Origin of the sequence: Micromonospora reichwaldensis (assembly GCF_031845925.1) — a bacterium.
Lineage (GTDB): Bacteria > Actinomycetota > Actinomycetes > Mycobacteriales > Micromonosporaceae > Micromonospora > Micromonospora reichwaldensis.
Window position 1 is genome coordinate 1 of record NZ_JAVRFL010000014.1, and the last position, 26085, is coordinate 26085.

General features: G+C 74.1%; 24 protein-coding genes. 10 read left to right on the forward strand and 14 right to left on the reverse strand.

Annotated features, from left to right (window positions below):
- The first annotated feature begins 225 nt into the window (after positions 1-225).
- From RM555_RS13740 to RM555_RS13755, 4 genes are all read left to right on the forward strand, one after another.
- Positions 226-1158 carry a type IV toxin-antitoxin system AbiEi family antitoxin domain-containing protein gene (locus RM555_RS13740; RefSeq protein ID WP_311412098.1) on the forward strand — a complete coding sequence of 311 codons (933 nt, stop codon included), beginning with the start codon at positions 226-228 and terminating at the stop codon, positions 1156-1158.
- A gap of 89 nt (positions 1159-1247) precedes the next feature.
- On the forward strand, positions 1248-2495 hold the full coding sequence (gene purD / locus RM555_RS13745) for a phosphoribosylamine--glycine ligase (RefSeq protein WP_311412099.1): 1248 nt from the start codon (positions 1248-1250) through the stop codon (positions 2493-2495).
- A 59-nt stretch (positions 2496-2554) separates the two neighbouring features.
- Positions 2555-3073 carry a SigE family RNA polymerase sigma factor gene (locus RM555_RS13750; protein WP_311412100.1) on the forward strand — a complete coding sequence of 173 codons (519 nt, stop codon included), beginning with the start codon at positions 2555-2557 and terminating at the stop codon, positions 3071-3073.
- The gene (locus tag RM555_RS13755) at positions 3066-3914 is read left to right on the forward strand and encodes a hypothetical protein (protein WP_311412101.1); all 849 of its coding nucleotides are present in this window, start codon (positions 3066-3068) and stop codon (positions 3912-3914) included. The genes RM555_RS13750 and RM555_RS13755 overlap by 8 nt, the downstream gene beginning before the upstream one ends.
- Positions 3915-3923: 9 nt before the next feature.
- Here the strand turns inward: RM555_RS13755 and RM555_RS13760 are convergent, their stop codons facing one another.
- The 4 genes from RM555_RS13760 to RM555_RS13775 form a co-directional block, all read right to left on the reverse strand.
- Positions 3924-5360 carry an MFS transporter gene (locus RM555_RS13760; RefSeq protein WP_311412102.1) on the reverse strand — a complete coding sequence of 479 codons (1437 nt, stop codon included), beginning with the start codon at positions 5358-5360 and terminating at the stop codon, positions 3924-3926.
- Between the two features lie 55 nt (positions 5361-5415).
- Positions 5416-6978, reverse strand: coding sequence for an AMP-binding protein (locus RM555_RS13765; RefSeq protein ID WP_311412103.1), 1563 nt, complete (start codon positions 6976-6978; stop codon positions 5416-5418).
- A 145-nt stretch (positions 6979-7123) separates the two neighbouring features.
- Positions 7124-8338 carry an acyl-CoA dehydrogenase family protein gene (locus RM555_RS13770; protein WP_311412104.1) on the reverse strand — a complete coding sequence of 405 codons (1215 nt, stop codon included), beginning with the start codon at positions 8336-8338 and terminating at the stop codon, positions 7124-7126.
- Position 8339: 1 nt separating this feature from the next.
- Complete coding sequence (locus RM555_RS13775; protein WP_132235180.1) at positions 8340-8792, reverse strand: SCP2 sterol-binding domain-containing protein; 453 nt, start codon at positions 8790-8792, stop codon at positions 8340-8342.
- Positions 8793-8859: 67 nt separating this feature from the next.
- Here RM555_RS13775 and RM555_RS13780 point away from each other — a divergent pair, with 67 nt between their 5' ends.
- Positions 8860-9504, forward strand: a complete 645-nt coding sequence (locus RM555_RS13780) for a TetR/AcrR family transcriptional regulator (RefSeq protein ID WP_151455556.1) — start codon at positions 8860-8862, stop codon at positions 9502-9504.
- Positions 9505-9530: 26 nt separating this feature from the next.
- Here RM555_RS13780 and RM555_RS13785 read toward each other — a convergent pair whose 3' ends face one another.
- From RM555_RS13785 to RM555_RS13815, 7 genes are all read right to left on the reverse strand, one after another.
- The gene (locus tag RM555_RS13785; protein WP_311412105.1) at positions 9531-10145 is read right to left on the reverse strand and encodes a DedA family protein; all 615 of its coding nucleotides are present in this window, start codon (positions 10143-10145) and stop codon (positions 9531-9533) included.
- Positions 10146-10227: 82 nt separating this feature from the next.
- Entirely contained in the window at positions 10228-11517 is a 1290-nt protein-coding gene (locus tag RM555_RS13790; protein WP_311412106.1) for an adenylosuccinate synthetase, read from the reverse strand.
- Between the two features lie 82 nt (positions 11518-11599).
- Complete coding sequence (locus RM555_RS13795) at positions 11600-12559, reverse strand: hypothetical protein (protein WP_311412107.1); 960 nt, start codon at positions 12557-12559, stop codon at positions 11600-11602.
- A gap of 9 nt (positions 12560-12568) precedes the next feature.
- Entirely contained in the window at positions 12569-13543 is a 975-nt protein-coding gene (locus RM555_RS13800) for a J domain-containing protein (RefSeq protein ID WP_311412108.1), read from the reverse strand.
- Positions 13540-14295: an NUDIX hydrolase gene (locus tag RM555_RS13805; protein WP_311412109.1), complete on the reverse strand. Its 756-nt coding sequence runs from the start codon at positions 14293-14295 to the stop codon at positions 13540-13542. The genes RM555_RS13800 and RM555_RS13805 overlap by 4 nt, the downstream gene beginning before the upstream one ends.
- A 105-nt stretch (positions 14296-14400) precedes the next feature.
- Positions 14401-15225, reverse strand: coding sequence for a MaoC/PaaZ C-terminal domain-containing protein (locus RM555_RS13810; RefSeq protein ID WP_311412232.1), 825 nt, complete (start codon positions 15223-15225; stop codon positions 14401-14403).
- Positions 15226-15470: 245 nt separating this feature from the next.
- Positions 15471-16826, reverse strand: a complete 1356-nt coding sequence (locus RM555_RS13815) for a 3-oxoacyl-ACP reductase (RefSeq protein ID WP_311412110.1) — start codon at positions 16824-16826, stop codon at positions 15471-15473.
- Between the two features lie 55 nt (positions 16827-16881).
- On the opposite strand from RM555_RS13815, the gene RM555_RS13820 reads away from it, so the two are divergent.
- The gene (locus RM555_RS13820) at positions 16882-18174 is read left to right on the forward strand and encodes an acetyl-CoA C-acetyltransferase (RefSeq protein WP_311412111.1); all 1293 of its coding nucleotides are present in this window, start codon (positions 16882-16884) and stop codon (positions 18172-18174) included.
- 67 nt (positions 18175-18241) lie between these two features.
- On the opposite strand, the gene RM555_RS13825 is transcribed toward RM555_RS13820, so the two are convergent.
- A complete protein-coding gene (locus tag RM555_RS13825) occupies positions 18242-18982 on the reverse strand; it encodes an SDR family NAD(P)-dependent oxidoreductase (RefSeq protein WP_311412112.1) in 741 nt (246 codons plus the stop codon).
- A gap of 98 nt (positions 18983-19080) precedes the next feature.
- Between RM555_RS13825 and purB the strand changes: the two genes are divergently transcribed.
- Complete coding sequence (gene purB, locus RM555_RS13830) at positions 19081-20505, forward strand: adenylosuccinate lyase (protein ID WP_311412113.1); 1425 nt, start codon at positions 19081-19083, stop codon at positions 20503-20505.
- Between the two features lie 145 nt (positions 20506-20650).
- On the opposite strand, the gene RM555_RS13835 is transcribed toward purB, so the two are convergent.
- Positions 20651-21214 (reverse strand): YbjQ family protein, encoded by a 564-nt coding sequence (locus RM555_RS13835; RefSeq protein ID WP_311412114.1) that lies wholly within the window; start codon positions 21212-21214, stop codon positions 20651-20653.
- Positions 21215-21238: 24 nt separating this feature from the next.
- Positions 21239-21922, reverse strand: a complete 684-nt coding sequence (locus tag RM555_RS13840) for a S1 family peptidase (protein ID WP_311412115.1) — start codon at positions 21920-21922, stop codon at positions 21239-21241.
- A gap of 402 nt (positions 21923-22324) precedes the next feature.
- Here RM555_RS13840 and purS point away from each other — a divergent pair, with 402 nt between their 5' ends.
- The 3 genes from purS (at position 22325) to purL (ending at position 26083) form a co-directional block, all read left to right on the forward strand.
- A complete protein-coding gene (purS, locus tag RM555_RS13845) occupies positions 22325-22588 on the forward strand; it encodes a phosphoribosylformylglycinamidine synthase subunit PurS (protein WP_121397234.1) in 264 nt (87 codons plus the stop codon).
- On the forward strand, positions 22585-23268 hold the full coding sequence (gene purQ / locus RM555_RS13850) for a phosphoribosylformylglycinamidine synthase subunit PurQ (RefSeq protein ID WP_311412116.1): 684 nt from the start codon (positions 22585-22587) through the stop codon (positions 23266-23268). Before purS ends, purQ begins: the two co-directional genes overlap by 4 nt.
- Positions 23269-23335: 67 nt before the next feature.
- Positions 23336-26083, forward strand: a complete 2748-nt coding sequence (gene purL / locus RM555_RS13855) for a phosphoribosylformylglycinamidine synthase subunit PurL (protein ID WP_311412117.1) — start codon at positions 23336-23338, stop codon at positions 26081-26083.
- The last annotated feature ends 2 nt before the right edge of the window (positions 26084-26085 follow it).

The window sequence follows — 26085 nt, forward strand, 5'->3', positions numbered from 1 at the left end:
CACCCGGGCCCTGCCCGCCCGCCCCCGCCCCGTTGATCATGAAGTTGTTGTCTTCGGCACCGGCGTGTCGCACCAATAACTTCATGATCAACGGGGTTGTAGGCCTGGGCGGAGGCTGGGCTGGGCGGGGCGGGGTGGGGGAGGGCGTGGGGTTGTCCACAGGGAGTGGGTGGGTTATCCACAGGGGGTTTCGTCGGTCTTCGGCTGGCGGGACAGTCGTTCGGTGTGGAGACGAGTCCGCTGGCGGTCGTACGGTCGATGGCTGGTGCGCGCGACGGCATCGTGACGTTGGCGCAGGCACGTGCGGCCGGGCTCACCGTGCACGACGTACACCGGCTCTGTCGATCCGGTCGCTGGCGTGCGGTGATCCGGGGCGGCTACCTCGTCGATGCCGACCGCTATGACGGCATCCCGCGGCGGGCGCGGATCAGGGCGGCTGTCGCATCCTTCGGTACGCGTGCCGCCGCCGTCCTGACAACGGCCGCCGAACTGCACGGCATCGCAGGCCCTCGGGCGACGGAGGTGATCCACCTGTCGATGCCTGGTCCGGCCGCGAAGCCCGCCCGGCTGGCCAATCCCGAGGTGGTGGTGCACCAGTTGACGGTCGCGCCGGGGCAACTGGTCCGGGTCGACGGCATCGCCGTCACCTCACCGTTGCGGACCGTCGCCGACCTGGTCCTCCGGGAGGACCGCTACGCGGCGGTCTGCGTGCTGGACTCCGCGCTGAACCGTGGGCTCGTCACCGACGATGATCTGCTTGCCGTACCGCGTCTGATCAGGCGCCGGCGCGGCGCGGTGGCGGCGCGCTCCCACCTGGCGGAGGCGGACGGTCGGGCGCAGTCCCCGCTGGAGACCCGGACGAGGCTGCGTTGCGTCGACGGCCGGGTGCCACCGGACGCCCTCCAACTCGAGGTGCGCGACGACGACGGGTACCTGCTCGGGATCGGGGATCTCGGGTGGCGGGGCCCGAGGGTGATCGCCGAAGCCGACGGACGGGGCCCGCACGGCACCCCCGAGGCCGTCCACGCCGACCGCCGCCGGCAGAACCGTCTGGTCAACGCCGGCTGGACCGTGCTCCGCTTCACCTGGGCCGACACCCTGAACCCCGCCTACATCCCCCACACGGTCCGCCAGGCCATCGCCGCCCGGTCCCGTTGATCATGAAGTTGTTGCCGTCCGCGTCGGTGTGTCGCGACAACAACTTCATGATCAACGGGGTGGGGGGTGGGGGTCAGTAGGATGCCGGTGTGCGGGTTCTTCTTCTTGGTGGTGGGGGGCGGGAGCATGCGCTCGCGCTCGGGTTGGCCGCGGATCCGTCCGTCGAGCAGCTGATTGCGGCGCCGGGCAACCCTGGCATCGCTTCGCTCGCCGAGGTGCGGGCGGTGGATCCGTGTGATCCGGCGGGCGTCGCCGCGCTGGCGGTGGAGACCGGGGTCGACCTGGTGGTGATCGGGCCGGAGGCGCCGCTGGTGGCCGGGGTCGCCGATGCCGTCCGCGCCAAGGGGATCGCCGCCTTCGGGCCGTCCGCCGAGGCCGCCCGGCTGGAGGGCTCGAAGACGTTCGCCAAGGACGTGATGACCGCCGCAGGCGTACCGACCGCCCGCGCGTACACCTGCACGGACGCGGAGAGCACCGGCAGGGCGCTGGACGAGTTCGGCGCGCCGTACGTGGTGAAGAACGACGGGCTCGCCGCCGGCAAGGGTGTCGTGGTGACCGACGACCGCGCCGCCGCGCTGCGGCACGCCGAGGAGTGCGGCCGGGTCGTCGTCGAGGAATACCTCGCCGGCCCGGAGGTCTCCCTCTTCGTGGTCACCGACGGCGAGGCGGCGGTGCCGCTGCTGCCGGCGCAGGACTTCAAGCGGGTCGGCGACGGCGACACCGGTCCGAACACCGGCGGCATGGGGGCGTACGCGCCGCTGCCCTGGGCGCCGTCCGGCCTGGTCGACGAGGTCATGCGCGACGTCGTCCACCCGACCCTGGCCGAGATGGCCCGGCGGGGCACCCCGTTCGCGGGCCTGCTCTACGTCGGGCTGGCGATCACCGCCGACGGCCCCCGGGTGATCGAGTTCAACGCCCGCTTCGGCGACCCGGAGACGCAGGTGGTGCTGGCGCTGCTGGAGACGCCGCTGGCCGGGCTGCTGCACGCCGCGGCGACCGGCACGCTGGCCGGGCACCCGCCGCTGCGCTGGCGCGACGGCGCCGCCGTCACGGTCGTGGTGGCCGCCGAGGGCTACCCGGCCGCCCCGCGCACCGGCGACGTGATCACCGGGGCCGAGTCGCCGGGGATCATCCACGCCGGCACCCGGCAGGGCGCCGACGGGGCGCTGCTCTCCTCCGGCGGCCGGGTGCTCTGCGCCACCGCCACCGGCGCCGACCTGCCCGCCGCCCGGGACGCCGCGTACGCGCTGGTCGCCGGGGTGGAGCTGGCCGGCTCGCACCACCGCACCGACATCGCCTCCGCCGCCGTCGAGGGTCGGATCAGCATTCCGGGCTGACCGGGCAACCCACTCCCTCCCCGCCTCCGTTTGAGCGGTGAGGCGAGGAGGTGGCGGGATTGCCTGCCGACATCGAGGGCTACCGCGAGTACGTCGGGGCACGGCTGGAGCCGCTGCGCCGTACGGCGTACCTGCTCTGCGGCGACTGGCACACGGCCGACGACCTGGTGTCGACGGCGCTGGTCAAGTTGCTGCGGCACTGGCGGCGGGTGTCGAGGATGGAGAGCCCCGATGCCTACGTCCGGCGTACCCTGCTGCGGGTCTGGCTCGACGAGCGCCGCCGGCCGTGGCGGCGCGAGGCCTCCTGGGCGGAGGTTCCCGACGCCGCCGTCCCTTCGGCCAGCGACGGTTCCGCGGACCGGCTGACCATCCTCGCCCTGCTCGCCGAGCTGCCGCCGCGCCGCCGCGCGGTCCTGGTGCTGCGCTACTTCTGCGACCTGTCCGTGGAGGAGACCGCCCGGGAACTCGGCTGCACCACCGGCACCGTCAAGAGCCAGTCGGCGCGCGCGATCGAGGCGCTGCGGAGCCGCCTCGTGGGTGTGCCGGCCCGAGCCGAGGAGGCACGCACCGATGGATGAACTCGCCCGGCAGATGCGCACCGTGGTGGCGTCGCCGCCGCCCACCCGGATCGACGTGGACCGGCTGATCGCCGACGACCGGCGGCGCCGCCGCCATCGGGCGTGGGCGGTGGCGGGCACCGGGGTGGCCGCGGCGGTCACCGCGGTCGCGGTGACACCGGCGCTGCTCGTCGGCCCGGCCGCCGGACCGGGCGGGCCGGCCCTGCCGACCGGCGACGGCGCACCGTCCGCCGACACGTCGCTCTGCCCGGTGGCGGAACCGGAGCCCGGCGGACCACCGGCACCCCAGCAGTCGTACGACACGGTGCGCGCCCGGCCGACCGAGCGCCCGGACGCCGGGGTGGCCCGGCTGACCCTCGCGCTGCGCCCCGTGCTGTCGGCCGTGGTGCCGGCGGGGCTGTCGGTCGACGGCACGATCCCGGGCTGCGACCTGGTGCAGTTCACCTACGAGAAGAGCCACTGGCACTACTACGCCCACGCCCGGCTGCGCGGGAACGGCCAGGCCGACAACGTGACGGTGACGCTGATCCCGACGGCCGCCGACGCACCCGCAGGATGCGCTGCCGCCCCCAACCCCCGTACCTGCACCAGCAGCCGCCTGCCGGCCGGCGGCACCCTCGCCACCAGCACCGCCGCTCCGGGCGACGAGGGCCACGAGCAGCGCTGGGCACAGGTGCGACGGGCGGACGGTACGACCGTGACGGTGACGACGGACAACTACCACATCGTCCGCGGGGAGAACGGTGCGACGCCGACGGTCCGGTTCGGTCGGCCGCCAGTGCTCACCGTGGCGCAGTTGACGGCCATCGCCACCACGCCCGGGCTGACGCTGCATCCCTGACCGGGGCCGTCACCCCCGCACGGGCGCGTCCCGGTGCGTGGCGGGCGTCCACAGTCCCTCGACCCGGACGCGCCCCTGTACCCGGGGCGTGTCCCGGCGCGTCGCGGAGGCGTACTGGCCGTTGAGCGGCACGAGCTCCTCCACCCTTTCGCCCGGGCCGCCGGGCGGGGCGGGTGGGTAGCGGGGCGGCTCGTCCAGCGCACGCAGCGCCGGCAGCGGCGCGGCGGCCAGCGTCGCCACCAGCAGCGCCCCGGCCAGCACCAGGAAGGCGGTACGCAGCCCGACCCATCCGACCAGCGGCCCGGCGAGCAGGTAGCCCGCCGGGCCGGCGGCGTACGCGAACGAGGTCATCACCCCGACCACGCGCCCGCGCAACCGTTCGGGCGTGCGGGTCTGCATGGCGTAGTTGGACAGCGGGTTGACCGGCCCGTACGCGAGCCCGATCGCGACGGCGAAGCCGATCATGGCGGGGAACGGCGGCAGGGTGGCCAGCCCCACGAGGGCCATGCCGATGACGACGAGGGAGATCACCATCAGGGTGTGGCGCCGGATCAGCCGGCCCGCCATGCCGGAGGCGAGCGCCCCGACGACTCCGCCGGCGCTCATCGCCATGAGCAGCGCGCCGAGCCGGGCCGGCTCTCCCCGGCCGACGAACCACGCCGGCAGCAGCACGCCCTCGACCGGCAGGTAGAGCGCCGCCAGCACCATCGTGAGCAGCGCGATGGTCCGCAGCAGCTTGTCCCGCCAGACGAACCGCAGCCCTTCGGCGGTGCCGCGCCAGAGCCCGGACGGGGGACGTTCGGGGCGGCCGGCCCCGGGCAGCCGGACGGCGGCGATCATCGCGACGGCCAGCGCGAACCCGGCGGCGGTGACCCAGAGGGTCGAGCCGGGGCCGATCGCGGCGATGAGGATGCCGCCGACGCCGGGCCCGATCAGGAAGGCGAGCCCCCAAACCGCCTCGTGCACCCCGTTGGCGCGTTCGATCCGCCAGCCGGCGGCCTGCGCGGCGGCCGGCAGCAGCGTCTCCCGGGCGGTCAGGCCGGCCGGGTCGAACACCGCGCCGAGCACGGCCAGCGCCACGATCCAGCCGAGGTTCAGCCCGAGCAGCGCGTCGACCACCGGGATCGCGGCGACCGAGACGGCGGAGAGCGTGTCGGAGACCAGCGCCGTACGCCGCCGGCCGAGCAGGTCCACGACGGTGCCGGAGACGAGGCCGGACAGCAGCAGCGGCAGGGCGGTGGCCGCCGCGACCACCCCGGCGGCGGTGGGGCTGCCGGTGCGTTCCAGCACCAGCCAGGGCAGGGCCACGTTCGCCACGCCGTTGCCGGTGTTGGAGAGCAGGGTCGCCGCTTCGACCAGCAGCAGCGGTGCCCTCCGTGGTGTCGGCTGGCGGTGACGGGGATGGTGGCGGTGACGGGCACGGCCGCGGGGTCCGGAGCCGATCATGGTGCCGTCAGCCTAGGGGCGGCCGGGCATCCGGGCAGTAACGGCCGGGGAACGGTCAGCCGTAGTAGCGGCGCAGCTCGCGGGCCAGCACCTTGCCCGTGGCGTTGCGGGGCAGGTACTTCACGAAGACCACGTCCCGGGGTACGGAGAACCGGGCCAGGTAGTGCCGGACGTATTCGCGGACCGCCTCCGGGTCGAGCGTCTCGCCGGGGTGCAGGGCGAGGAACGCGGCGAGACGCTGGCCGTACTCCTGGTCCGGTACGCCGATCACGGCGGCCTCGCGTACCTGCGGCAGCCGGGCGATCAGGTCCTCCACCTCGGCCGGGAAGACGTTCTCCCCGCCGGAGACGATCATGTCGTCGGCCCGGCCGTCGACGAAGAGCAGCCCACCGGCGTCGAGCCGCCCCAGGTCGCCGGTGTCGAGCAGGCCGCCGCGGTGCTCCCGGGCGGCCCCGGAGGTGTAGCCCTCGAAGAGCATCTCGTTGCCGACGAAGATCCGGCCGACCTGCCCGGCCGGCACCGGCTCGCCGGCCGCGTCGAGGATCGCCAGCCGGGTGCCGTGCGGCGCGCGGCCGGCGGTGGTCGGAGCCGCGCGCAGGTCGGCGGGGCCGGCGATGGACGCCCACGAGACCTCGGTGGAGCCGTAGAGGTTGTGCAGCACGTCGCCGTAGACGTCCATGAACCGCAGGGCGAGGCCGCCCGGCAGCGCGGAACCGCTGACCGCGACCACCTTCAGCGGGGGACGGGGGTCCGGCGGCGGCACCTCCAGCAGCCGTTGCAGCATCACCGGCACGGCGAAGAGCGCGTCGCAGCGCTGCGCCACCAGGGCGGCCAGCGTGGCGGCCGGGTCGAACCGGCGGTGCAGCACGACCGTGGCCCGCAGGGCGAAGCAGACCTGGAGGGCCGCGTACCCCCAGGTGTGGAAGAGCGGTGCGGCGATCATGACGGTGTCCCGGGCGTGCAGCGGGATCCGGTCGATGATGGAGACCAGCGGGCCGAACCCGTTCGGGGTGGGGCGCCGGGCACCCTTGGGGGCACCGGTGGTGCCGGAGGTCAGCACGATGATCCGGCCGTCGCGCTCGGGGGGACGCAGCTCGCCGGGGACCGCGCCGACGACGAGCGCCTCCCGGGCGCGCTCGTCGAGCCGCTGCACCTCGGCGGGGAGGTTGGCGACCCGGTCGGCGAACTCGGCGTCGTGCGCCAGCACCCGCAGCCGCTGCTCCTGCGCGACGGTGGCGAGCTGCCCGGCGGAGAGCCCGGTGTTGACCAGCACCGCGTCCGCGCCGAGCAAGGTGGCGGCCACGATCGTCTCGACCGGGCCGTGGTGGTTGCGGCAGAGCACGCCGACCCGGTCCCCGGGTCGCACCCCGAGCGCCGTCCGCATCCCCCGGGCCAGCCGCTCCGACCGGTCGAGCAGCTCGGCGTACGTCAGGCGGGTGCCCTGCTCGTCGACGACGGCCGCCCGGTCGGGGTCGCGGGCGGCGGCCTGGCGCAGCTCGCCAGCGATGTTCCAACCCCACCTGCGCAGCGCCTGGAGCTGCGAGGCGACGCGGATCGGTCGGCCGGGGGCGAGCAGCCCGCGTCGGGTCAGGGTGGCGACGACGAACGGCAGGTCCATGACGCGGCCTCCTCGTGCGGTGCGCGTGGGGGCCCCGGGCCGGGGACCCCACGCGGGCGATCTGGAGATCGAACGCGCAGCGGTACGGGCGCGGCGGACGTCCGGGCCGGTGCGGCCCCTGGACGGCGACCGCGCCGGCGGTCGGTCAGCGGATCTGGACGCCGGAGATGGCCCGGGAGATGACCAGCCGCTGGATCTCGGAGGTGCCCTCGAAGATGGTGTAGATCTTGGCGTCCCGGTACCAGCGCTCGACCGGGTGGTCCCGCAGGAAGCCGGCCCCGCCGAGCAGTTGCACGGCCTTGTCGGTGACGGAGACGGCCACCTCACCGGCCTTCAGCTTGGACATCGAGCCCTCGCCGGCCGTGAAGGGCCGGTTGTTGCGGCCCATCCAGGAGGCCCGCCAGACCAGCAGCCGGGCGGCGTCGATCTCCATCTTCATGTCGGCCAGCGCGAACGCGACCGCCTGGTTCTCGATGATCGGGCGGCCGAACTGGATCCGCTCCTTCGCGTAGTCCAGGGCGTACTCGTAGGCGGCCCGGGCCACGCCCAGCGCCTGCGCGCCGACGGTGGGTCGGGAGAGCTCGAAGGTGCGCATCGCGGCCTGGCCCGAGACGCGCTTGCCGGAGCGGGCCCGGTCGAGCCGTTCGAGCAGGGCGTCCCGGCCGCCGAGCAGGCAGCGCGCCGGCACGCGTACGTCGTCGAGGAAGACGTCGGCGGTGTGCGACGCGCGCAGGCCCAGCTTGCGCAGCTTGCGGGTCGCGGCCAGGCCGGCGGTGCCCGGCGGTACGACGAACGCCGCCTGCCCGCGGGAGCCGAGCGTCGGGTCGACCGAGGCGGTGACCACGTGCACCCCGGCGATCCCGCCGTTGGTGGCGTACGCCTTCTGGCCGCTGAGCATCCACTCGTCGGTCGCCTCGTCGTAGACGGCCCGGGTGCGCATCGCGCCGACGTCGGAGCCGGCCTCGGGCTCGGTGGTGCAGAACGCGGCGACGGCCGGTTCGTCGACGGTGCCGAAGCACTGCGGCACCCATTCGACCATCTGGTCGGGGGTGCCGGCGCCGTAGATCGCGGCCACCGCGAGGGAGGTGCCGAAGATGCCCAGCCCGATGCCGGCGTCACCCCAGAAGAGTTCCTCGCTGGCGATCGGGAGGGAGAGGCCGGTGGGGTCGGCCCAGCAGGTGGCGAGGAACTCGAAGCCGTAGAGGCCGACCTTCGCCGCCTCCTGGATGATCGGCCAGGGGGTCTCCTCGCGGGCGTCCCACTCGGCCGCGGCCGGGCGCACGACCTCGGCGGCGAAGCCGTGCACCCAGTCGCGCAGATCCCGCTGTTCCTCGTTCAGGTCGAGCGAGAACTCGGCCATGTCAGGCCTTGGGGATGTCGAACAGGTTGGCGATGTTGGCGGCCAGGCCCAGGTCGCCCTTGGCCTTGAGCTTGCCGGTCATGAACATCATGACGGGGTTCGCGCCACCGGAGACGATCTTCAGGAACTCGACCGGGCCCATCGTGAGGCTGAGCTTCGGGTCGTGCTGCGGGGTCTCGTTGACGGTGCACGTGCCGTCGGCGACGACCACCTCGTAGGTGTCGGTGCCCCCGTCGGGACGGCCGGTGATGTTCCAGTGGATGACCGCGTTGGTCGAGCCGGCCCGGTCGGCGCGGAAGAGCTGCGGCATCCGGCCGAAGACCTCACCGAGGATCTTGCCGCGCAGGTCGCCGGACATCACCTCGGCGATCTTGTCGTCCGGGGTGGACTTGACCAGCTGGGCGAACTCCTTGGGGCCGACGTTCGCGAAGTTGGCCGGGTCGAAGTCAGTCATGGGGCTGCACCTTCCGGTTATTGGCTACTCGTGCGTAACCTTACGGGCGAGTAGGTATGCTCGCAAGGTGTCCACCCCACCCACCTTCAAGCGCCTCCCCCGCGCCGTACGCGAGCAACAGATGCTCGACGCGGCCGTGAAAGTGTTCTCACGCAGGGGCTTCCACGCGGCCAGCATGGACGAGATCGCCGAGGACGCCGGCATCTCCAAGCCCATGGTCTACGCGTACCTCGGCACGAAGGAAGAACTCTTCGTCGCCTGCCTGCACCGGGAGGGCACCCGGATGATGCAGGCCATCGCGGGGGCGGCCGCCCCCGAGCTGCCGGCCGACGAGCGGCTCTGGCGGGGGCTGCGCGCCTTCTTCGGCTTCGTCGGGGCGCACCGCGACGGATGGGCGGTGCTCTACCGGCAGGCCCGGGGCGAGCAGCCCTTCGCCGGCGAGCTGGCCGGCATGCGGGCCCGGCTGGTCGAGGTGGTCGCCGGGATGCTCGACCACGCGCTGCGCGCCGAGGGCCGCGAGGTGGGCGAGACCGACCTGGAGGTCGTCGCGTACGCCCTCGTGGGGGCGACCGAGTCGCTGGCGGACTGGCTCGCCGACCACCCGGAGGCCGACCCGGAGAAGACCGCCACCCGGATGATGAACGTCGCCTGGCTCGGTGCCGGTCAACTCCTCCACGGCGTCACCTGGCACCCCCGGGTCACCCCCGGCTGAGCGGCGGCGGCTCCACGGTCGGACGTTCAGCGGCGAGATGTGGCGTGGCGCCTGCGGTGGCGCAGCCAGCGGGCGGACTCCAGCAGCAGGGTGACCGCCAGCGAGAGGCCCACACCGGCGAGGATGCCCTTGACGGGGTCGCGTTCGAAGGCCAGCCCGCCGAAGTAGCCGAGCAGGGTGCAGTAGAGCGCCCAGCTCACCGCCGCGATGGCGTCGAAGAGCAGGAACGACCGGAGCGGGTAGCGGACCGCGCCCATGGTGAGGGTGACCGCCGTCCGGCCACCGGGGACGTACCGGGCGGTGGTCAGGATCAGCCCGCCGCGTTCGTGCAGCGCCCGGCGGGCCCATTCCGAGCTGGCCCGGCGCCGGCTGTCCGCCGGGAAGCGGGCGAGCCGGGTCGCGCCGCCGCCGCGCCCGATGGCGTACGAGACATGGTCGCCCGCGCCCGCGCCCAGCGCGGCGGCGACGATCACCCCCACCAGGTCGGGGTTGCCGCCGGTGGCGAGCACCGCGGCGGTGATCACGGCCGCCTCGCCCGGTACGGCGGGGAAGAACGCGTCGACCGCGGTGAGCCCGAAGATCAGCAGGTACACCCACGGTGAGGCGACCAGCTGCCGGAGCAGGTCGAGCACGGACTCCATGCCTCCCATGCTCGCCGGGTGCGACCCGCCCGGTGGCCGAGTCGCCGGATCGCCCCGCCCGGGACTCCGGCGCGGCCCGGCGTCACGCCGACGCCTCGGCGGGCGTTCCGGCCGGCGCGAGGGGGCGCGGGGCGAGCAGCGGGCCGTGCGGGGTCTTGTCGTCGGCGGTGGGGCCCCGGGAGGTCAGCACCACGGGCGCGCCCAGCTCCGCCTGCACCGCCGCCGTCCAGTCGGGCGGCGGGGCGTCGTCGTACACGGGGCGGGAGCGCAGCAGGCGGGCGGTGAGCGCGGCCTGCCGGTCCAGGTCGCCGGGCGGGCCCGGGGTGAGCCGGTCGGTGGTGTCGTAGCGGCGGCAGATCCGCAGCCCGGGGCCGGCGAGGTCGAGGTGGGTGAGCGCCAGGCCGTCGACCCCGCCGGCCGCGGCGAGGGCGTACCGGTGGGCGACCGCGTCGAAGTGGCCGAACCGGAACCGGCCCTGCCACGGGTTCGTCGGGTTGTGCGGGTCGGCCAGCGGCAGGGCCGGGTCCTCGGTCACCAGCGGGCCGGGCCCGTGCCGGGTGGTGACCACGCGCAGCACCCCGATCCGGGTGACGTCGCCGGGCCGGCCCGCCTCGGCGAGCAGGCTGTCGACGTTGGCGAAGGTGGTGGTGCTCCACGTCGTGTACGGGTGGAAGCCGTGCCACTCGTCGAGCAGCACCCCCTGCGCGCCCTCGAAGACGCAGGTGCCCGCCCGCAGCGCCCCGGCCAGCCAACTCCGGTCGACGATCGCGACCCGCCCGGCGAAGCCGGTGAACGCGGGCAGGCAGTCCTCGACGGGCGGCGCGTCCAGCCGGCCCAGCTCGGCGGTCAGCCGGTCCCGCAGGGCGGTCAGCCGCCGCCGGAGCAGCCCCGGGTCGCCGCAGTCGGCCACCCGGGGCGCCTCGTCGGGGTGGGCGAGCGCGTACGCCATGGTCTCGCCCACCCCGAGCCCGCAGGAGCCGTGCCGGTCGGCTCCCCTGGCGATCTCCCGGGCCCGGTTCGCGGCCCGGTGGTACGGGGTGGCGAGCAGCGCCTCCCCGTCGACGGTCAGCCGGTCGAGCGCGTCGGGCACCCCGACCGAGGCGAGGTGGTCGGCCTCGGCCGCCAGCGCCAGCGGGTCCACCACCACGTGCCGCGCCAGGTGCGTACGGACGCCGGGGTGGAACGTGCCGGCGCCGAACTGCGCGAACGTGTGGTGCCGGCCGTCGCGCAGCACGACGTTGTGCGCCGCCTGCGCGCCCCCGTTGAAGCGGACCACCGTGTGCACGGGCCGGGTGGCGCAGAGCCAGTCCACGACCGTGCCCTTGCCGGCGTCGCCGTAGCCGAGGTCCACCACGGCGACGTGCCTGCTCACCGGACCTCCCCATAGCCGCCGCCGGAGCCCTGCCCGCCGCCGCAGCGGCGGCCGGAGCCACCGCCGCGGACCGCCACGTGGTTCACAGCCGGGTCACCTCGCCGCCGGTGTCGCGGAACGCGGGCAGCGTCGACACCTCGGCGCGCCGCCCCCCGCGCAGGCGGGCCAGCGCCTTCGAGACGGTGCCGGTGGCGCCCGAGCCGGCCCGGTCGAGGTCGCGCAGGCCCTCGTCCAGGTCGATGGCCTGCTCGCCGAGCCCGACGGTGAGCGCGATCGTCTCGCAGACCGCGTCGAGGTCGTCCAGCACGACGGCGTTCTGCCCGAGCAGGTCCCGCCAGAAGTCGAGCACCTTGGCGTTGCCGGAGTAGTGGCTGCCGGCGGGGAGCAGGTAGTAGGTGTCCCAGCGGCGGGTCAGCTCGTCGACGGCCTGCCGCAGCGGCACGTCCTCGCGCAGGTCGTCGCCGACGACGCGGGCCACCTCCCGGGCCTTCACCTGCGGGTACGCCAGCTCGTCGCCGATGATGAACAGGTAGCCGCGCCGGCCGCGCTTCTCCCAGGAGTCGGTCACGGTGTGCCGGGCCATGAAGTACATGGCCAGCTCGTACGACTCGGTCATCTGTCCGCCGCCGCCGCCCTCCAGGACGATCCGGCCGAGGTCGTCGTCCATCCGGTTGTCCGACTCGAACTGGCCGACCTGCAACGGCACCCGGTCGCAGGTGGCGTCGCCGATCGCGCCGAACATGATCTGCGGGTCGCTGGCGTAGCCCTGCCGTTGCAGCAGCCCGAGCAGCTGCGGCAGCTTGGTCTGCAGGACGCGCGGCACGTTGCGCATCGAGCCGGTGACGTCGAAGAGCACCGCGATGGGTGTCGACCGGGGGTGCTCGTCGGAGTCGCGGCTCTCGCGCGTCGCGTCGCGCGGGTCGAGGGCGGGGTGCACCTTGCGCGCCCCGCTGTCGCTGTACGAGAACGCGCTCTTGCCGGTCTTCCGGCGGTAGCGGTCGGCGGCGTCGTACACGTCGGTGGACCACATTCCACTGCCCATGACAGCTCCTTAGGGATTGAGGGTGAAGGGTCGGAAGGTGCGTGGCCCGTAGAGCCGGTCCAGCACCTCGTCCAGTTCGCGCAGCAGCCGCCACGCGTCGTCGGGCCGGGCGTCCAGCGCCCGCTGGCGGCAGCCCCGCGCGAAGGCGTCCAGCTCGCGGGGCGCGCGCGGCCCCATCAGCCAGCTCATGCATCCGCTGGCCATCGCGATGTCGGTGCCCGGCCCGCAGGGCCGCTTGCGGGGGATCTCGTCGGGGTACCAGTTCGCGTCGTAGCCGGGCACCAGCGCGGGGATCGTGCCGCCGACGGGGGCGGAGAAGCACCAGTCGACCAGCACCACGCCGTGCCCGTCCGGCTCGATCAGCACGTGCGGCGGCAGGACCGCGCCGTGCACGACGCCCGCCTGGTGGGCCAGGCCGAGCGCCACCAGCAGCCGGCGCCACATCCAGGCCACGTCGCGGCCGTCCAGCCCGTCCGGGTACGCGCGCCGGACCTCGTCGAGGTCGTGCAGGCCGGGCGCGGTGGCGAGCACGTTGATCCGCCGTTCGGCGCCGGTCGCGGCGTCGAGGTGCCGGAACTCCTCGACCAGCCGGGGCACGTACGGCAGGTAGCGCGGGTCGCCGCGCTCGGCGATGGTGCGCAGGGCGTGCGCCTCGCGGGCCATCAGGTCGTTGTCGGTGGGTCGTCGGGGCAGCTTGAGCAGCCGGTCGGCCCCGACGTCGTAGAGGTCGGCCAGGTCGCCCGAGTAGGCCGGCGTGCCGAGTCGGTAGTCGCCGAGGACGGTGACCTGCCGGGCCCGCCAGCGGGTGGTGACCTGGACGAACGCGTCGGTGGCCTCGGCGCGTACCGCCGGGTCGGCCGGCAGGCGGTCGGGGTGCAGGGCCGCGACCAGCTCGCGGTAGCGCCGGGCCGGCTGGTCCGTGCCGAACAGGTCGGCGTCGGTGCGGGCCGCCGCGACCAGGCGGATGGCTTCGGCGGTCCTCATCGGACCGTCTCCTCCCGGGCGGGGCGCAGCAGCGCCGGGTGCAGCAGCCGGGCGTCGCCGGCCCGGTAGAGCTTGGCGCGGGGGCCGCCCCGGGCGCCGCCGCGCTCGGTGCTGGTGCCGGTGCTTTCCACGAAGCCCGGCACCGAGAGCACCTTGCGGTGGAAGTTGCCGGCGTGCAGCGGGTGGCCCCAGACCGTCTCGTAGACGGCGCGCAGCTCGCTGATCGTGAACTCGCCGGCGAGGAAGCGCGTGGCGAGCGGGGTGTATTCCAGCTTGGACCGGGCCCGCTCCAGCGCGTCGTCGATGATCCGGCCGTGGTCGAAGGCGAGCTGCCGGTTGGCCAGCGCGGTCACCGGCAACCAGCCGGCCTCGTCGGCGTCGGTGCCGGCGGCCGGGTCGGGCAGGTCGGGGGCGAACGCGAGGTGGGCGACCGAGACGACGCGCATGCGCGGGTCGCGGTCGGGGGTGCCGTAGCTGCCCAACTGCTCCAGGTGTACGCGGCGCAGTCCCTCGCCGCCGAGCCCGGTCTCCTCGGCCAGCTCCCGTCGGGCGCCGGCGGTGAGGTCCTCGTCGGGGCGGACGAAGCCGCCGGGCAGCGCCCACCGCCCCTCGAAGGGCGGCTGGCCGCGCCGGATCAGCAGCAGGTGCAGCGCGCCGTCCCGGATGGTCAGCGCCACCACGTCGACGGTCACGGCGACCGACGGGTAGGCCCCGGGGTCGTACGCGGCCAGGAAGTCCTGCTCGTCAACCATGTCTCTCTCATTCTGAGAACATCTCGATATGAGAAGAACTTAGCGCACGAGAACGCCCCTGCCAAGTCCGGGACGGGGATCCGGCAGGGGCGTATTCGGGGTGCCTCAGCGCACGAGACCCGCCAGGTGCGGTCGGCCGCGCGAGTCGTGCAGGGCGAACCCGCCGTCCGGCAGCAGGCCGAAGCTCACCGTGCTCGGCAGCGGCACGGGCAGCTTGAAGGCCACCTCGACCGTGTAGGCGTCCGGCAGCCGGTTCTCCAACGCGGCCAGGCAGCGGGCCTTGCTCCACATCCCGTGCGCGATCGGCCGGGGAAAGCCGAACAGCCGGGCGCCGAGGCGGGAGGTGTGGATCGGGTTGTGGTCGCCGGAGACCCGCGCGTAGTCCGTACCGACGCGGGGATCGACCCGCCAGCGGGCAGAGCCGGCCGGCGTCGTGGGCCGCCCGGCCTGCTCGCGCCGCCCGCCGCCGCCCCGCTTGCCCTCCCTGCCGAGGTACGTCGAGACGCCGCGCCAGACCTCCGTCCCGTCGACCGAGCCGACCAGCACCACGTCGACCTGCCGCCCCCGGTCGTGCGGGCGCAGGTTCTCGGCGTACGCGCGGAAGTCGAGGGTCTCGTCGGCGGTGACCGGGCGGTGCACGGTGATCCGGTTGCCGACGTGCACCACGCCGGTCAGCGGGATGGGGAACTCCGGCGCGGTCATCAGCCGCAGCGCCAGCGGGAAGCCCATGACGTGCGGGAACGTCGCGGGCAGCCGGTCGGTGAGCCGGAACCCGCAGACCCGGTCGTAGTCGGCGAGGTGCGTCCGGTCGACGGCGATCCCGGCGACGGCCAGCTCGACCGCCGGGACGCCCGCCGACCGCCGCCCACCGCCGAGGCCGGGCAGCGCGCCGAGCAGCGCCCGCCGGTAGAGCGCCCCGGCCGCCGGCATCCGGGGCAACTCGACGCGCTCCCGGGCACCCGTGCCGGCCGGGCCCTCGCCCGAGAGGTCCCGCGTCGCCTCGTCGGCGGAGGCGGAGAGGTCGTGCGTCTCTTCGAGGCTCAGGTCGTGGCCGGACGCCGCCGGCCCGCGGATCGCGTCCAGGGTGTCCTGCGACAGGATCTCGGTCGGGCCGTCGATCAGCTCGTGCACCGACAGGTCGTCCGGGTCCGGCGTCGGTTGTCCTCTCCTCGCCATCACGCCCCCAGCAGGCTCTGGCCGCAGACCCGGACGACGTTGCCGCTGACCGCGCCGGAGGCCGGCCACGCCAGCCAGCCGATGGTCTCGGCGACGTCCACCGGCAGCCCGCCCTGGGACATGCTGTTCATCCGCCGGCCCGCCTCGCGGATCACCAGCGGGATGCGCGCGGTCAGCCGGGTCTCGATGAAACCGGGGGCGACCGCGTTGACGCTGATCTGCCGTTCGCGCAGCGCCGGGGCGAGCGACTCGACCAGCCCGATCACGCCCGCCTTGCTGGTGGCGTAGTTGGTCTGGCCCCGGTTGCCGGCGATGCCGGCGATCGAGGAGACCGAGACGATCCGGCCGCCGGCCGGGATCAGCTCCCGCTCCAGCAGCACGTCGTTGATCCGCTCCTGGCTGGAGAGGTTGACGTCGAGCACCGAGTCCCACCGGTCGGCGTCCATCCGGCCGAGGGTCTTGTCGCGGGTGATCCCGGCGTTGTGCACGACCACGTCGACCCGCCCGTGCCGCTCGGCCAGGTGCTCGGCGAGCCGCTGCGGGGCGTCGGGGGCGGTCAGGTCGAGCTGGACGGCGGAGCCGCCGATCTCGTTGGCGACCGCCGCCAGCTCGTCCCCGGCCGCCGGGATGTCCAGCGCGACGACCCGGGCGCCGTCGCGGGCCAGCACCCGGGCCAGCGCCGCACCGATGCCCCGGGCCGCCCCGGTGACCAGGACGACCTGCCCGTCCAGCGGGCGGTCCCAGTCGGCCGGCGCGACGGCCGTGCCGGCGCCGACCCGGACGACCTGCCCCGAGACGTACGCGGACCGGCCGGAGAGCAGGAACCGCAGGGTCGCCTCCAGGCTCGTCCAGGTGCCGGCGTCCGGGTCCTTCGTCACGTGGACGAGCTGGGCGGTGACGCCCCGGCCGAACTCCTTGCCGATGCTGCGGGTCAGCCCCTCCAGGGCCCGCTGGGCGGTGGCCTCCCGAGGCGAGCCGCACTCGTCGGGCGGGGTGCCGAGCACGACGACCCGGCCGCTGGGCAGCACCGACCGGGCGCGCGGGTGGAAGAAGTCGTAGAGCTGGCGCAGCCCGGTGGAGTCGGTGATGCCGGTGGCGTCGTACACCAGGGCGGCGAAGCGCTCGGTGGACTCCCCGGCGCCGGGATCGGGCAGCTCGACCCCGGCGGCGGCCAGGATCTTGCCGGCCCGCTCGGCGAGCCGGCCGCCGGTCGCGGCGCCCAGCAGGACGGGGCCGGGCACGATGGGATCGCCGGGGGTGTGCCGGCGCAGTCGCGGCGGGTCGGGCAGCCCGAGGCGCTTGACCAGCGTGCGGCCGGCCCCCGATCGGACGAAGCTCGCGTACCTGTCGGTCATAGGCGTAGCCTACTGGCGAGTAGGTTGAGGGCAAGTCTTTCGAGGAGGCGGGATCGTGCAGAGCATCCGGCGGGTCGCGGTCATCGGCGGCAACCGCATCCCCTTCGCGCGGTCCAACTCGCGGTACGCCAGCGCGTCGAACGCCGACATGCTGGGCGCCGCGTTGGACGGGCTCGTCGCCCGGTTCGGCCTGGCCGGCCAGCGCGTCGGCGAGGTGGTGGCCGGCGCGGTGCTCAAGCACGCGAAGGACTTCAACCTGACCCGCGAGGTCGTGCTCGGCTCGAAGCTCGACCCGCACACCCCCGCGTACGACATCCAGCAGGCCTGCGGCACCGGGCTGGAGGCGGCCATCCTGGTCGCCAACAAGATCGCCCTCGGGCAGATCGACGTCGGCATCGCCGGCGGCGTGGACACCACCTCCGACGCGCCGCTCGCCGTCAACGAGGAGATGCGCCGCACGCTGCTCCGGCTCAACAGCGCCCGCACCCTCGGCGAGCGGCTGAAGATCGCCGCGAAGCTGCGCCCCACCCAGCCGTTCAAGCCCGAGATCCCGCGCAACGCGGAGCCGCGTACCGGGCTGTCGATGGGGGAGCACGCCGCCCGCACCGCGCTGCGCTGGCAGGTCGACCGGCAGGCCCAGGACGAGCTGGCGCTGCGCTCGCACCAGCGGCTCGCCGCCGCGTACGACCGGGGGTTCTTCGACGACCTGCTGACGCCGTACCTCGGGCTGACCCGCGATGCGAACCTGCGCCCCGACACCAGCCTGGAGAAGCTCGGCTCGCTGAAGCCGGTCTTCGGCGCGAAGGGGCCCGACGCCGAGGCGGCGACCATGACGGCCGGCAACTCGTCGCCGCTGACCGACGGCGCCTCGACGGTGCTGCTGGCCAGCGAGGAGTGGGCCCGCGCGCACAGCCTGCCCGTGCTGGCGTGGTTCTCCTGGTCGGAGACCGCCGCCGTCGACTTCGTGCACGGCGACGAGGGGCTGCTGATGGCCCCCGCGTACGCGGTGCCCCGGATGCTGACCCGGGCCGGGCTGACCCTCCAGGACTTCGACTTCTACGAGATCCACGAGGCCTTTGCCTCGCAGGTGCTGGCGACCCTGGCCGCCTGGGAGTCCCCGGAGTTCTGCAAGGACCGGCTGGGACTGGACGCCCCGCTCGGCGCCATCGACCGGGAGAGGCTGAACGTCAACGGCTCGTCGCTGGCGGCGGGGCACCCGTTCGCGGCCACCGGCGGCCGGATCGTGGCGACCCTGGCGAAGCTGCTCGCCGACAAGGGCAGCGGCCGGGGCCTGATCTCCATCTGCGCCGCCGGCGGCCAGGGCGTGACCGCGATCCTGGAGCGCTGAGCCGGGCACCTGATCCGCAAACGCTGAGCCGGGCAACCTGCCCGGCCCCGCGCTTCCGCCCGCCGGGTCAGGCGGTGGCGCCGCCGTCGATGGCGATCGACGCACCGGTGATGTGCCGGCCGCCCTCGCCCACCAGGTGGCTGACCGTCGCCGCCACGTCCTCCGGCGTGCCGTAGCGGCCGAGGGCGATGTGTGACCGCTGGGCGTCGGCGCCGGCGCTGTCCGCGCGGTTCATGTCGGTGTCGGTGGAGCCGGGCAGGACCAGGTTGACGGTGATCCCGCGTGGGCCGAGTTCGCGGGCGAGCGCCCTGGTCAGGCCGTTGATGGCGGTCTTGGTCATGGCGTAGACGCTCACCCCGGGAGCCGGTACGCGGCTGGCGAAGCTGCTGCCGATGTTGACGATCCGCCCGCCGTCGCGCAGGTGGCGTACCGCCGCCTGGGTGGCCAGGAACGTCCCGCGCACGTGCACGGCGATGGCCCGGTCGAGATCGTCGAGGCCGACCTGCCCGATCGGCCCGGACGAGAACACCCCGGCGTTGTTGACCAGGATGTCCAGCCGGCCCAGCTCGGCGACGGTCCGCTCGACCGCGTCGACGATCGCCGTACCGTCGGTGCTGTCGGCGCGGATCGCCAGGCCCGTGCGGCCGTACGACGTGATGTCGACGACGACGGCCTTCGCGCTCTCCTCCGCGCTGCGGTAGGTGAACGCGACGTGGGCTCCGTCCTCGGCCAGCCGGCGTGCGACGGCGGCGCCGATACCGCGGCTACCACCGGTGACCAGGGCGACCCTGCCGGTAAGTCTGGACACTCTTCCTCATTCCCGTCAGTCGGCTCAGCAGGGTGATCACCATAGCCAGCCGGCAACCCTGCCGATGCGGTGCGGGCGGGTCCGGGAGAATGAGCGCCGTGACGACGATCCCGAACGTGCTCGCCAACCGGTACGCCTCGCCCGAACTGGTCGCCCTCTGGTCGCCGGAGGAGAAGATCCGGATGGAGCGGCGGCTCTGGCTCGCCGTGCTCCGGGCCCAGCGGGACCTCGGCATCGGAGTGCCCGACGGCGTGGTCGAGGCGTACGAGGGGGTGCTCGACCGGGTCGACCTGGCCTCGATCGCCGAGCGGGAGCGGGTCACCCGGCACGACGTGAAGGCCCGGATCGAGGAGTTCAGCGCGCTCGCCGGGCACGAGCACGTGCACAAGGGGATGACCTCCCGTGACCTCACCGAGAACGTCGAGCAGCTCCAGGTGCGCCGCTCGCTGGAGCTGATCCGGGACCGGGTGGTCGCCACCCTGGCCCGGCTGTCCCGGCTCGCCGTCGAGCACTCCAACCTGGTCATGACCGGCCGCTCGCACAACGTCGCGGCGCAGGCCACCACGCTGGGCAAGCGCTTCGCGTCAGCCGCGGAGGAGCTGCTCATCGCGTACGAGCGGCTGGACGACCTGATCAACTGGTACCCGCTGCGGGGCGTCAAGGGCCCCGTCGGCACCGCCGCCGACCAGCTCGACCTCTTCGACGGCGACGCCGAGAAGGTGGCGGAGCTGGAACGCCGGGTCGCGGGGCACCTCGGCTTCAGCCGCGTCCTCGACAGCGTCGGCCAGGTCTACCCGCGTTCGATCGACCTGGCGGTGCTCTCCGCGCTCGCCCAGATCGCCGCCGCCCCGTCGTCGCTGGCGACCACGATCCGGCTGATGGTCGGCCAGGAGTTGGCCACCGAGGGCTTCAAGCCGGGCCAGGTGGGCTCCAGCGCGATGCCGCACAAGATGAACACCCGCTCCAGCGAGCGGGTCAACGGCTTCGCCGTGATCATCCGGGGTTACCTGTCGATGGTCGGCGAGCTAGCCGGCGACCAGTGGAACGAGGGCGACGTCTCCTGCTCGGTCGTCCGCCGGGTCGCCCTGCCGGACGCGTTCTTCGCCGCCGACGGGCTGTTCCAGACCTTCCTCACCGTGCTGGACGAGTTCGGCGCGTACCCGGCGGTCGTCAACCGGGAGCTGGAGCGCTTCCTGCCGTTCCTGGCCACCACGAAGATCCTGGTGGCGGCGGTCCGGCGCGGCGTCGGCCGGGAAACCGCCCACGAGGTGATCAAGGAGCACGCGGTCGGGGTGGCCCTGGCCATGCGCGAGAAGGGCGCCGCCGAGAACGACCTCTTCGACCGCTTGGCGGAGGACGGCCGCCTGGGCCTGACCCGCGCCGAGATCGACGCCCTGGTCGCCGACCGCTCCGCCTTCGTCGGCGCCGCCCCGGCCCAGGTGGCGGCGGTCGCCCGCCGCATCGCCACGGTAGTGGAAGCCCACCCCCAGGCCGCCACCTACACCCCACCCCCCATCCTCTAACCCCCTCCCGGGCCGCCCCCGCCCCTCCCGGGCCGTTGATCATGAAGTTGTTGTCGCGACACGCCGATGAAACCGGCAACAACTTCATGATCAACCGCGTGGGGCGGCGACGCCGGGAGCGTCCCGGAGGGGGTGGGTGGGTGGGTCAGTCTCGGGTGGGGGTTTCCGCTGCGGAGCGGAGGTTGGGGGCGCTCGCCGGTTCGGCGATGCCACCCGGGGACTCGGCGAAGGCGGGGTCGTGCGCGGTCTCCGCGGCGACCAGCGGCTGGTCGGGCGGCATGACGTCGGGCATCTTGGGCGCCACGACCACGGCCGTGCCGTACGCGCAGATCTCCATCCACATCTCGCCGCAGTCGCGGCTGTCGAAGCGCATCCCCACCACGGCGTTCGCGCCGATGCGGCGGGCCTCCTCGCCGAGGCGGGCCACCGAGTCCGTACGCCACCGGGTGAGGTTGTCCGGGGCCATCGGGTCGTACGCGCCACCGCGCAGGTTCTTGACCCCCTCGCGGTACGGGTTCCGCGTCCTGGCCATCGATGACACCACTTCGCCGAGGATCTGGCGGATCTCGTACCCGGGTAGTTGCTCCGTCGTCACGACCAGCACGTTTCCGATGGTCTCAGGGTTGCGGGCACCCGATCGTGAGCCGTGTTCACCTGATCGGATGCTGCAAAACGGCGCGGCGCGGACGGCCGGCGCGCTGCCGACCATCCGCGCCTGGCGCGGTGCTAACCGTCAGACACCGGCAGTCTGGGTGATCCAGGCCCGGTTGTACGCGACGCTGCCGTAGTTCTGGATGCTCTGGCCGTCGGCGGTGGAGGCGACGCCGACCTGCGCGCCGTTGTAGAACTGCGGGCCGCCCGAGTCGCCCCGCCAGGCGTTGCCGTTGATCCGCGTGCTCCGGATCGCCTGCCCGCCGTACGCGTCGGTGGCGCTGTTGCTGGTCACCCGGACCGACGCGGTCTTCAGCTGGGTCGAGGCCGAGCAGCCGCTGTAGCAGGTCATGCCCCAGCCGTAGATCGAGTTGGTCGAGTTGAGCGGCGGGTTGCTGTTGGCGAGCGTGACGTACGAGGTGCTCACCGAGCTGGACAGGCGCAGCAGGGCAAGGTCGTACCGGCTGTAGCTGGCGCTGACGGTGCGGGTCTGGCCGCCGGAGGAGCGGTAGACGCTGCCGACCCGGACGGACATCGAGCCGCTCACGCAGTGCCGGGCGGTGAGCACCCACTGCGGCGCGATGATGGTGCCGGAGCAGGTGAACGAGCCGTTGCTGAGCACGGCGGCGGCCCACGGGGCCGACGAGACGGTGCTGCCGCCGATGATCGGCTGCGGGCCGGTCGGGGCGGCGAGGGCGCCGGAGCTGGCGCCGAGCAGGCCGGCCGCTGCGGTGGCCAGCACCGCGACCATGGATCGGATGCGCATGGGGGCTCCTTCGGGGTGGGGCCCGGGTTCACCGGGTCGAGCTGTCGGCCGGCGGGCGGGGTGGCCCGACGGCCGATCGACGTACGACGATGTACGGTAGGGCCCCTGAGATGTCGTTCACAAGAGATCCATCGGAAATGATGGATGAGACGGTATGGCGGGCGGGGCGGCGGACGGCCCTCCGGCGATCCGGCGGAGCGGGGCGAAACGGGTCGGTCGGCAACGGATGGGCATCGGGATCGCAACGAACCCGCATCGGTCCCGGGGCCCCGCGCCGGGAATGTCGATCACTGCCTGAACTGCGTCCGGCCGGTGCGTCCGGGGCGGTATCTGCCAGGTAGGCTGGCTGCGCTCGCCCGTTGTGGGTAGGCACCCAACTGCGTACACAGTCAGGAGTGCCCAGTGCCTCGCGTCGTCGTCGACGTCATGCTCAAGCCCGAGATCCTCGATCCCCAGGGCCAGGCCGTCGCAAACGCGCTGCCCCGGCTCGGCGTCAGCGACGTCGCCTCGGTTCGGATCGGCAGGCGGATCGAGATCGAATTCACCGGTGAACCGGACCTGGACCGGGCCCGGGAGATCGCCGACAAGCTGCTCGCCAACCCGGTCATCGAGGACTTCACGGTCCGCGTGGCCGAGGCCGACGAGACCGTGGACGCACGCTCGTGACCGCCCGGGTGGGTGTGGTCACCTTCCCCGGCTCGCTCGACGACGGGGACGCGGCCCGGGCCGTCCGGATCGCGGGCGCCGAACCGGTCCGCCTCTGGCACGGCGACCCGCAGCTGCACGGGGTGGACGCCGTCGTCCTGCCCGGCGGCTTCTCCTACGGCGACTACCTGCGCTGCGGCGCCATCGCCCGGTTCGCCCCGGTGATGGGGACGATCGTGGACGCGGCCCGGGGCGGCCTGCCCGTGCTCGGCATCTGCAACGGCTTCCAGATCCTCTGCGAGGCCCACCTGCTGCCCGGCGCGCTCACCCGCAACCAGCACCTGCACTTCCGCAACCGCGACCAGGTCCTGCGCATCGAGTCGGCCGGCACGGCGTGGACCAACGCGTTCCAGCCCGGCCAGGAGGTGCTGATCCCGGTCAAGAACGGCGAGGGCTGCTACGTCGCCGACACCGCGACGCTGGACCAGCTCGAAGCCGAGGGCCGGGTGGTCGCCCGCTACGTCGGCGGCAACCCCAACGGGTCGCAGCGCGACATCGCCGCGATCACGAACCCCGCCGGCAACGTGGTCGGCATCATGCCGCATCCCGAGCACGCGGTGGAGGCGCTCACGGGCCCCTCCCTGGACGGCCTCGGCTTCTTCACCTCGGTGCTCAAGCACCTGGTGGGGGCGCCGGCGTGACCGTGCGCGGCATCATCGGTCGGCTCACCCGCCCGTCGGGCGGACGCGAGCGCAGCGAGGAGAGGTCATGACCACCCATCCGGACGAGGTACGGGACAACCCGGAGGGCTTCCCGGCCGCCCCGGCGCAGCCGGTGGAGCCGCGTCCGGCCGGCGTCGTGCCGCCGGCCGGGCGTCCCGGGCCGGCGACCGCCGACTGGGCCGACGGCCTGGACACCGTGCCGCGCGCCGGGGACACCCCCGGTGAGCTCCAGCCGTACGCCGAGCTGGGTCTCCGCGACGACGAGTACGAGCGGATCCGGCACATCCTCGACCGGCGGCCCACCCAGGCCGAGCTGGCGATGTACTCGATCATGTGGAGCGAGCACTGCTCCTACAAGTCGAGCAAGGTGCACCTGCGGCAGTTCGGCGAGAAGGCCCCGCCGAGCGACCGGCTGCTCGCCGGCATCGGCGAGAACGCCGGCGTCGTGCAGGTCTCCGACGAGCTGGCGGTGACCTTCAAGGTCGAGTCGCACAACCACCCGAGCTTCGTCGAGCCCTACCAGGGCGCGGCCACCGGCGTCGGCGGCATCGTGCGGGACATCCTCGCCATGGGCGCCCGCCCGGTCGCGGTGATGGACCCGCTGCGCTTCGGCGCCGCCGACCACCCCGACACCGCCCGGGTACTGCCCGGCGTGGTCGCCGGCGTGGGCGGCTACGGCAACTGCCTGGGCCTGCCGAACATCGGCGGCGAGGTCGTCTTCGACCCCTGTTACCAGGGCAACCCGCTGGTCAACGCGCTCTGCCTCGGGGTGCTGCCGGTCGACCGGCTCCAGAACAAGGCCGCCGCCGGCCCGGGCAACGTCGTCGTGCTGATGGGCGCCAGGACCGGCCGGGACGGCATCGGCGGCGTGTCGGTGCTGGCCAGCGCCACCTTCGACGAGGGCAGCGAGAAGCGCCGCCCGTCGGTGCAGGTCGGCGACCCGTTCATGGAGAAGCTGCTCATCGAGGCGTGCCTGGAGCTCTACGACGCCCGGCTGGTCGTCGGCATCCAGGACCTCGGCGGCGCCGGCCTGACCTGCGCGCTGACCGAGACCGCCGCGGCGGCCGGCACCGGCATGCGGGTCTGGCTGGAGCGCGTGCCGCTGCGCGAGGCCTCGATGGAGCCGCACGAGATCCTGGCCAGCGAGTCGCAGGAGCGGATGCTGCTGGTCGTCGAGCCGGAGAAGCTCGAAGCGGTGCTCAAGACCGCCGAGAAGTGGGGCGTCTGGGCCACCGCCATCGGCGAGGTCACCCCGCCGGCGCCGGACGGCCAGCCGGGCCGGCTGCTGATCACCTGGCACGACCAGCTGGTGGTCGACGTGCCGCCCGGCTCGCTGGTCGACGACGGTCCCGTCTACGCCCGCCCGATGCGCGAGCCGGCCGACCTGATCCTGCTCCAGGCCGACCGCGCGGAGACGCTGCCCCGGCCGGCCGACCCGGAGGCGCTGCGCGAGACGGTGCTGCGCATGATCGCGTCGCCCAATCTGGCCGACAAGACCTGGGTCACCGAGCAGTACGACCGCTACGTGCTGGGCAACACCGTGCTCGCCCAGCCGGAGGACTCCGGCGTGATCCGGATCGACGAGCGGACCGGGCTGGGCGTGGCGCTGTCGGTGGACGGCAACGGCCGGTACGCGCGGCTCGACCCGTACCACGGCACGAAGCTCGCGCTGGCGGAGGCGTACCGGAACGTGGCCGTCACCGGCGCGAAGCCGATCGCCGTCACCAACTGCCTCAACTTCGGCTCGCCGGAGGACCCGGGCGTGATGTGGCAGTTCGCCGAGGCCGTCCGCGGCCTGGCGGACGGCTGCGCCGAGCTGGGCATCCCGGTCACCGGCGGCAACGTCAGCTTCTACAACCAGACCGGCGCGGCGCCGATCCACCCGACCCCGGTGGTCGGTGTGCTCGGCGTTCTCGACGACGTGGCCGACCGGGTGCCGATGGGCTTCGTGCCCCGGCCGAGCGGCGACCACGACCAGATCTTCCTGCTCGGCGAGACGCACGTGGAGCTCTCCGGCTCGGAGTGGGCCTGGGTCACTCACGAGCACCTCGGCGGCGTACCCCCGCAGGTCGACCTGGCCCGCGAGCGGCTCCTGGCCGACCTGCTGGCGGAGGCCGCGCGGGTCGGGCACCTGAGCGCCGCGCACGACCTCTCCGACGGCGGCCTCGCGCAGAGCCTGGTGGAGTCCTGCCTGCGGCGCGGCGTCGGCGCCCGGATCGCGGTGCCGGAGCGGTTCGACGGCGGCTCGATGCCGTTCGTCTACCTGTTCAGCGAGTCCGCCGGCCGGGCCCTGGTGTCGGTGCCGCGCGGCCACGAGAAGGCGTTCACCGCCCTCTGCGCCGAGCGCGGCGTGCCGTTCGAGCTGATCGGCGTCACCGACCCGACCGGCGGCGCGCTGGAGGTGCACGGCCAGTTCCGCATCGGCCTGGACGAGCTGCGGGCCGCGCACAGCGAGACGCTGCCGCGCCTCTTCGGGGGCGCGGGGGTCGTCGAGGTGCCCGCGCCGGCCGCCGGTGTGGCGGGTGCCGTCGAGGCCGTGCCGCTGCCCGTCGCCGAATCGGCCGGCGCGGAGCCGGTGGACCCGTCGGCCGTCGTGAGCGAGCCGATCGCGTCGGCCGGGCCGGTCCCGTCGACCGGTGCCGTCGAGCCGGTGGCCCCGGCCGAGGCGGCGGCCCCGGCGGAGCCCGTCGCGCCCGGCCCGGAGCAGCCGGCGGCCGAGGCCGCCGACCGGCCGGCCGAGGCCGGCGGGGCGGCGGCTCCCGAGCCCGGCGACACCGAGCCCGGTCAGCGCTGAGG

Coding starts and splice junctions, on each gene's coding strand:
- RM555_RS13755 (WP_311412101.1), top strand. CDS start 3,066: ATGGATGAACTCGCCCGGCAGATGCGCACCGTGGTGGCGTCGCCGCCG.
- RM555_RS13760 (WP_311412102.1), bottom strand. CDS start 5,360: ATGATCGGCTCCGGACCCCGCGGCCGTGCCCGTCACCGCCACCATCCC.
- RM555_RS13765 (WP_311412103.1), bottom strand. CDS start 6,978: ATGGACCTGCCGTTCGTCGTCGCCACCCTGACCCGACGCGGGCTGCTC.
- RM555_RS13770 (WP_311412104.1), bottom strand. CDS start 8,338: ATGGCCGAGTTCTCGCTCGACCTGAACGAGGAACAGCGGGATCTGCGC.
- RM555_RS13775 (WP_132235180.1), bottom strand. CDS start 8,792: ATGACTGACTTCGACCCGGCCAACTTCGCGAACGTCGGCCCCAAGGAG.
- RM555_RS13785 (WP_311412105.1), bottom strand. CDS start 10,145: ATGGAGTCCGTGCTCGACCTGCTCCGGCAGCTGGTCGCCTCACCGTGG.
- RM555_RS13795 (WP_311412107.1), bottom strand. CDS start 12,559: ATGGGCAGTGGAATGTGGTCCACCGACGTGTACGACGCCGCCGACCGC.
- RM555_RS13800 (WP_311412108.1), bottom strand. CDS start 13,543: ATGAGGACCGCCGAAGCCATCCGCCTGGTCGCGGCGGCCCGCACCGAC.
- RM555_RS13805 (WP_311412109.1), bottom strand. CDS start 14,295: ATGGTTGACGAGCAGGACTTCCTGGCCGCGTACGACCCCGGGGCCTAC.
- RM555_RS13810 (WP_311412232.1), bottom strand. CDS start 15,225: ATGCCGGCGGCCGGGGCGCTCTACCGGCGGGCGCTGCTCGGCGCGCTG.
- RM555_RS13815 (WP_311412110.1), bottom strand. CDS start 16,826: ATGACCGACAGGTACGCGAGCTTCGTCCGATCGGGGGCCGGCCGCACG.
- RM555_RS13835 (WP_311412114.1), bottom strand. CDS start 21,214: ATGGTCGGCAGCGCGCCGGCCGTCCGCGCCGCGCCGTTTTGCAGCATC.
- RM555_RS13840 (WP_311412115.1), bottom strand. CDS start 21,922: ATGCGCATCCGATCCATGGTCGCGGTGCTGGCCACCGCAGCGGCCGGC.
- purL (WP_311412117.1), top strand. CDS start 23,336: ATGACCACCCATCCGGACGAGGTACGGGACAACCCGGAGGGCTTCCCG.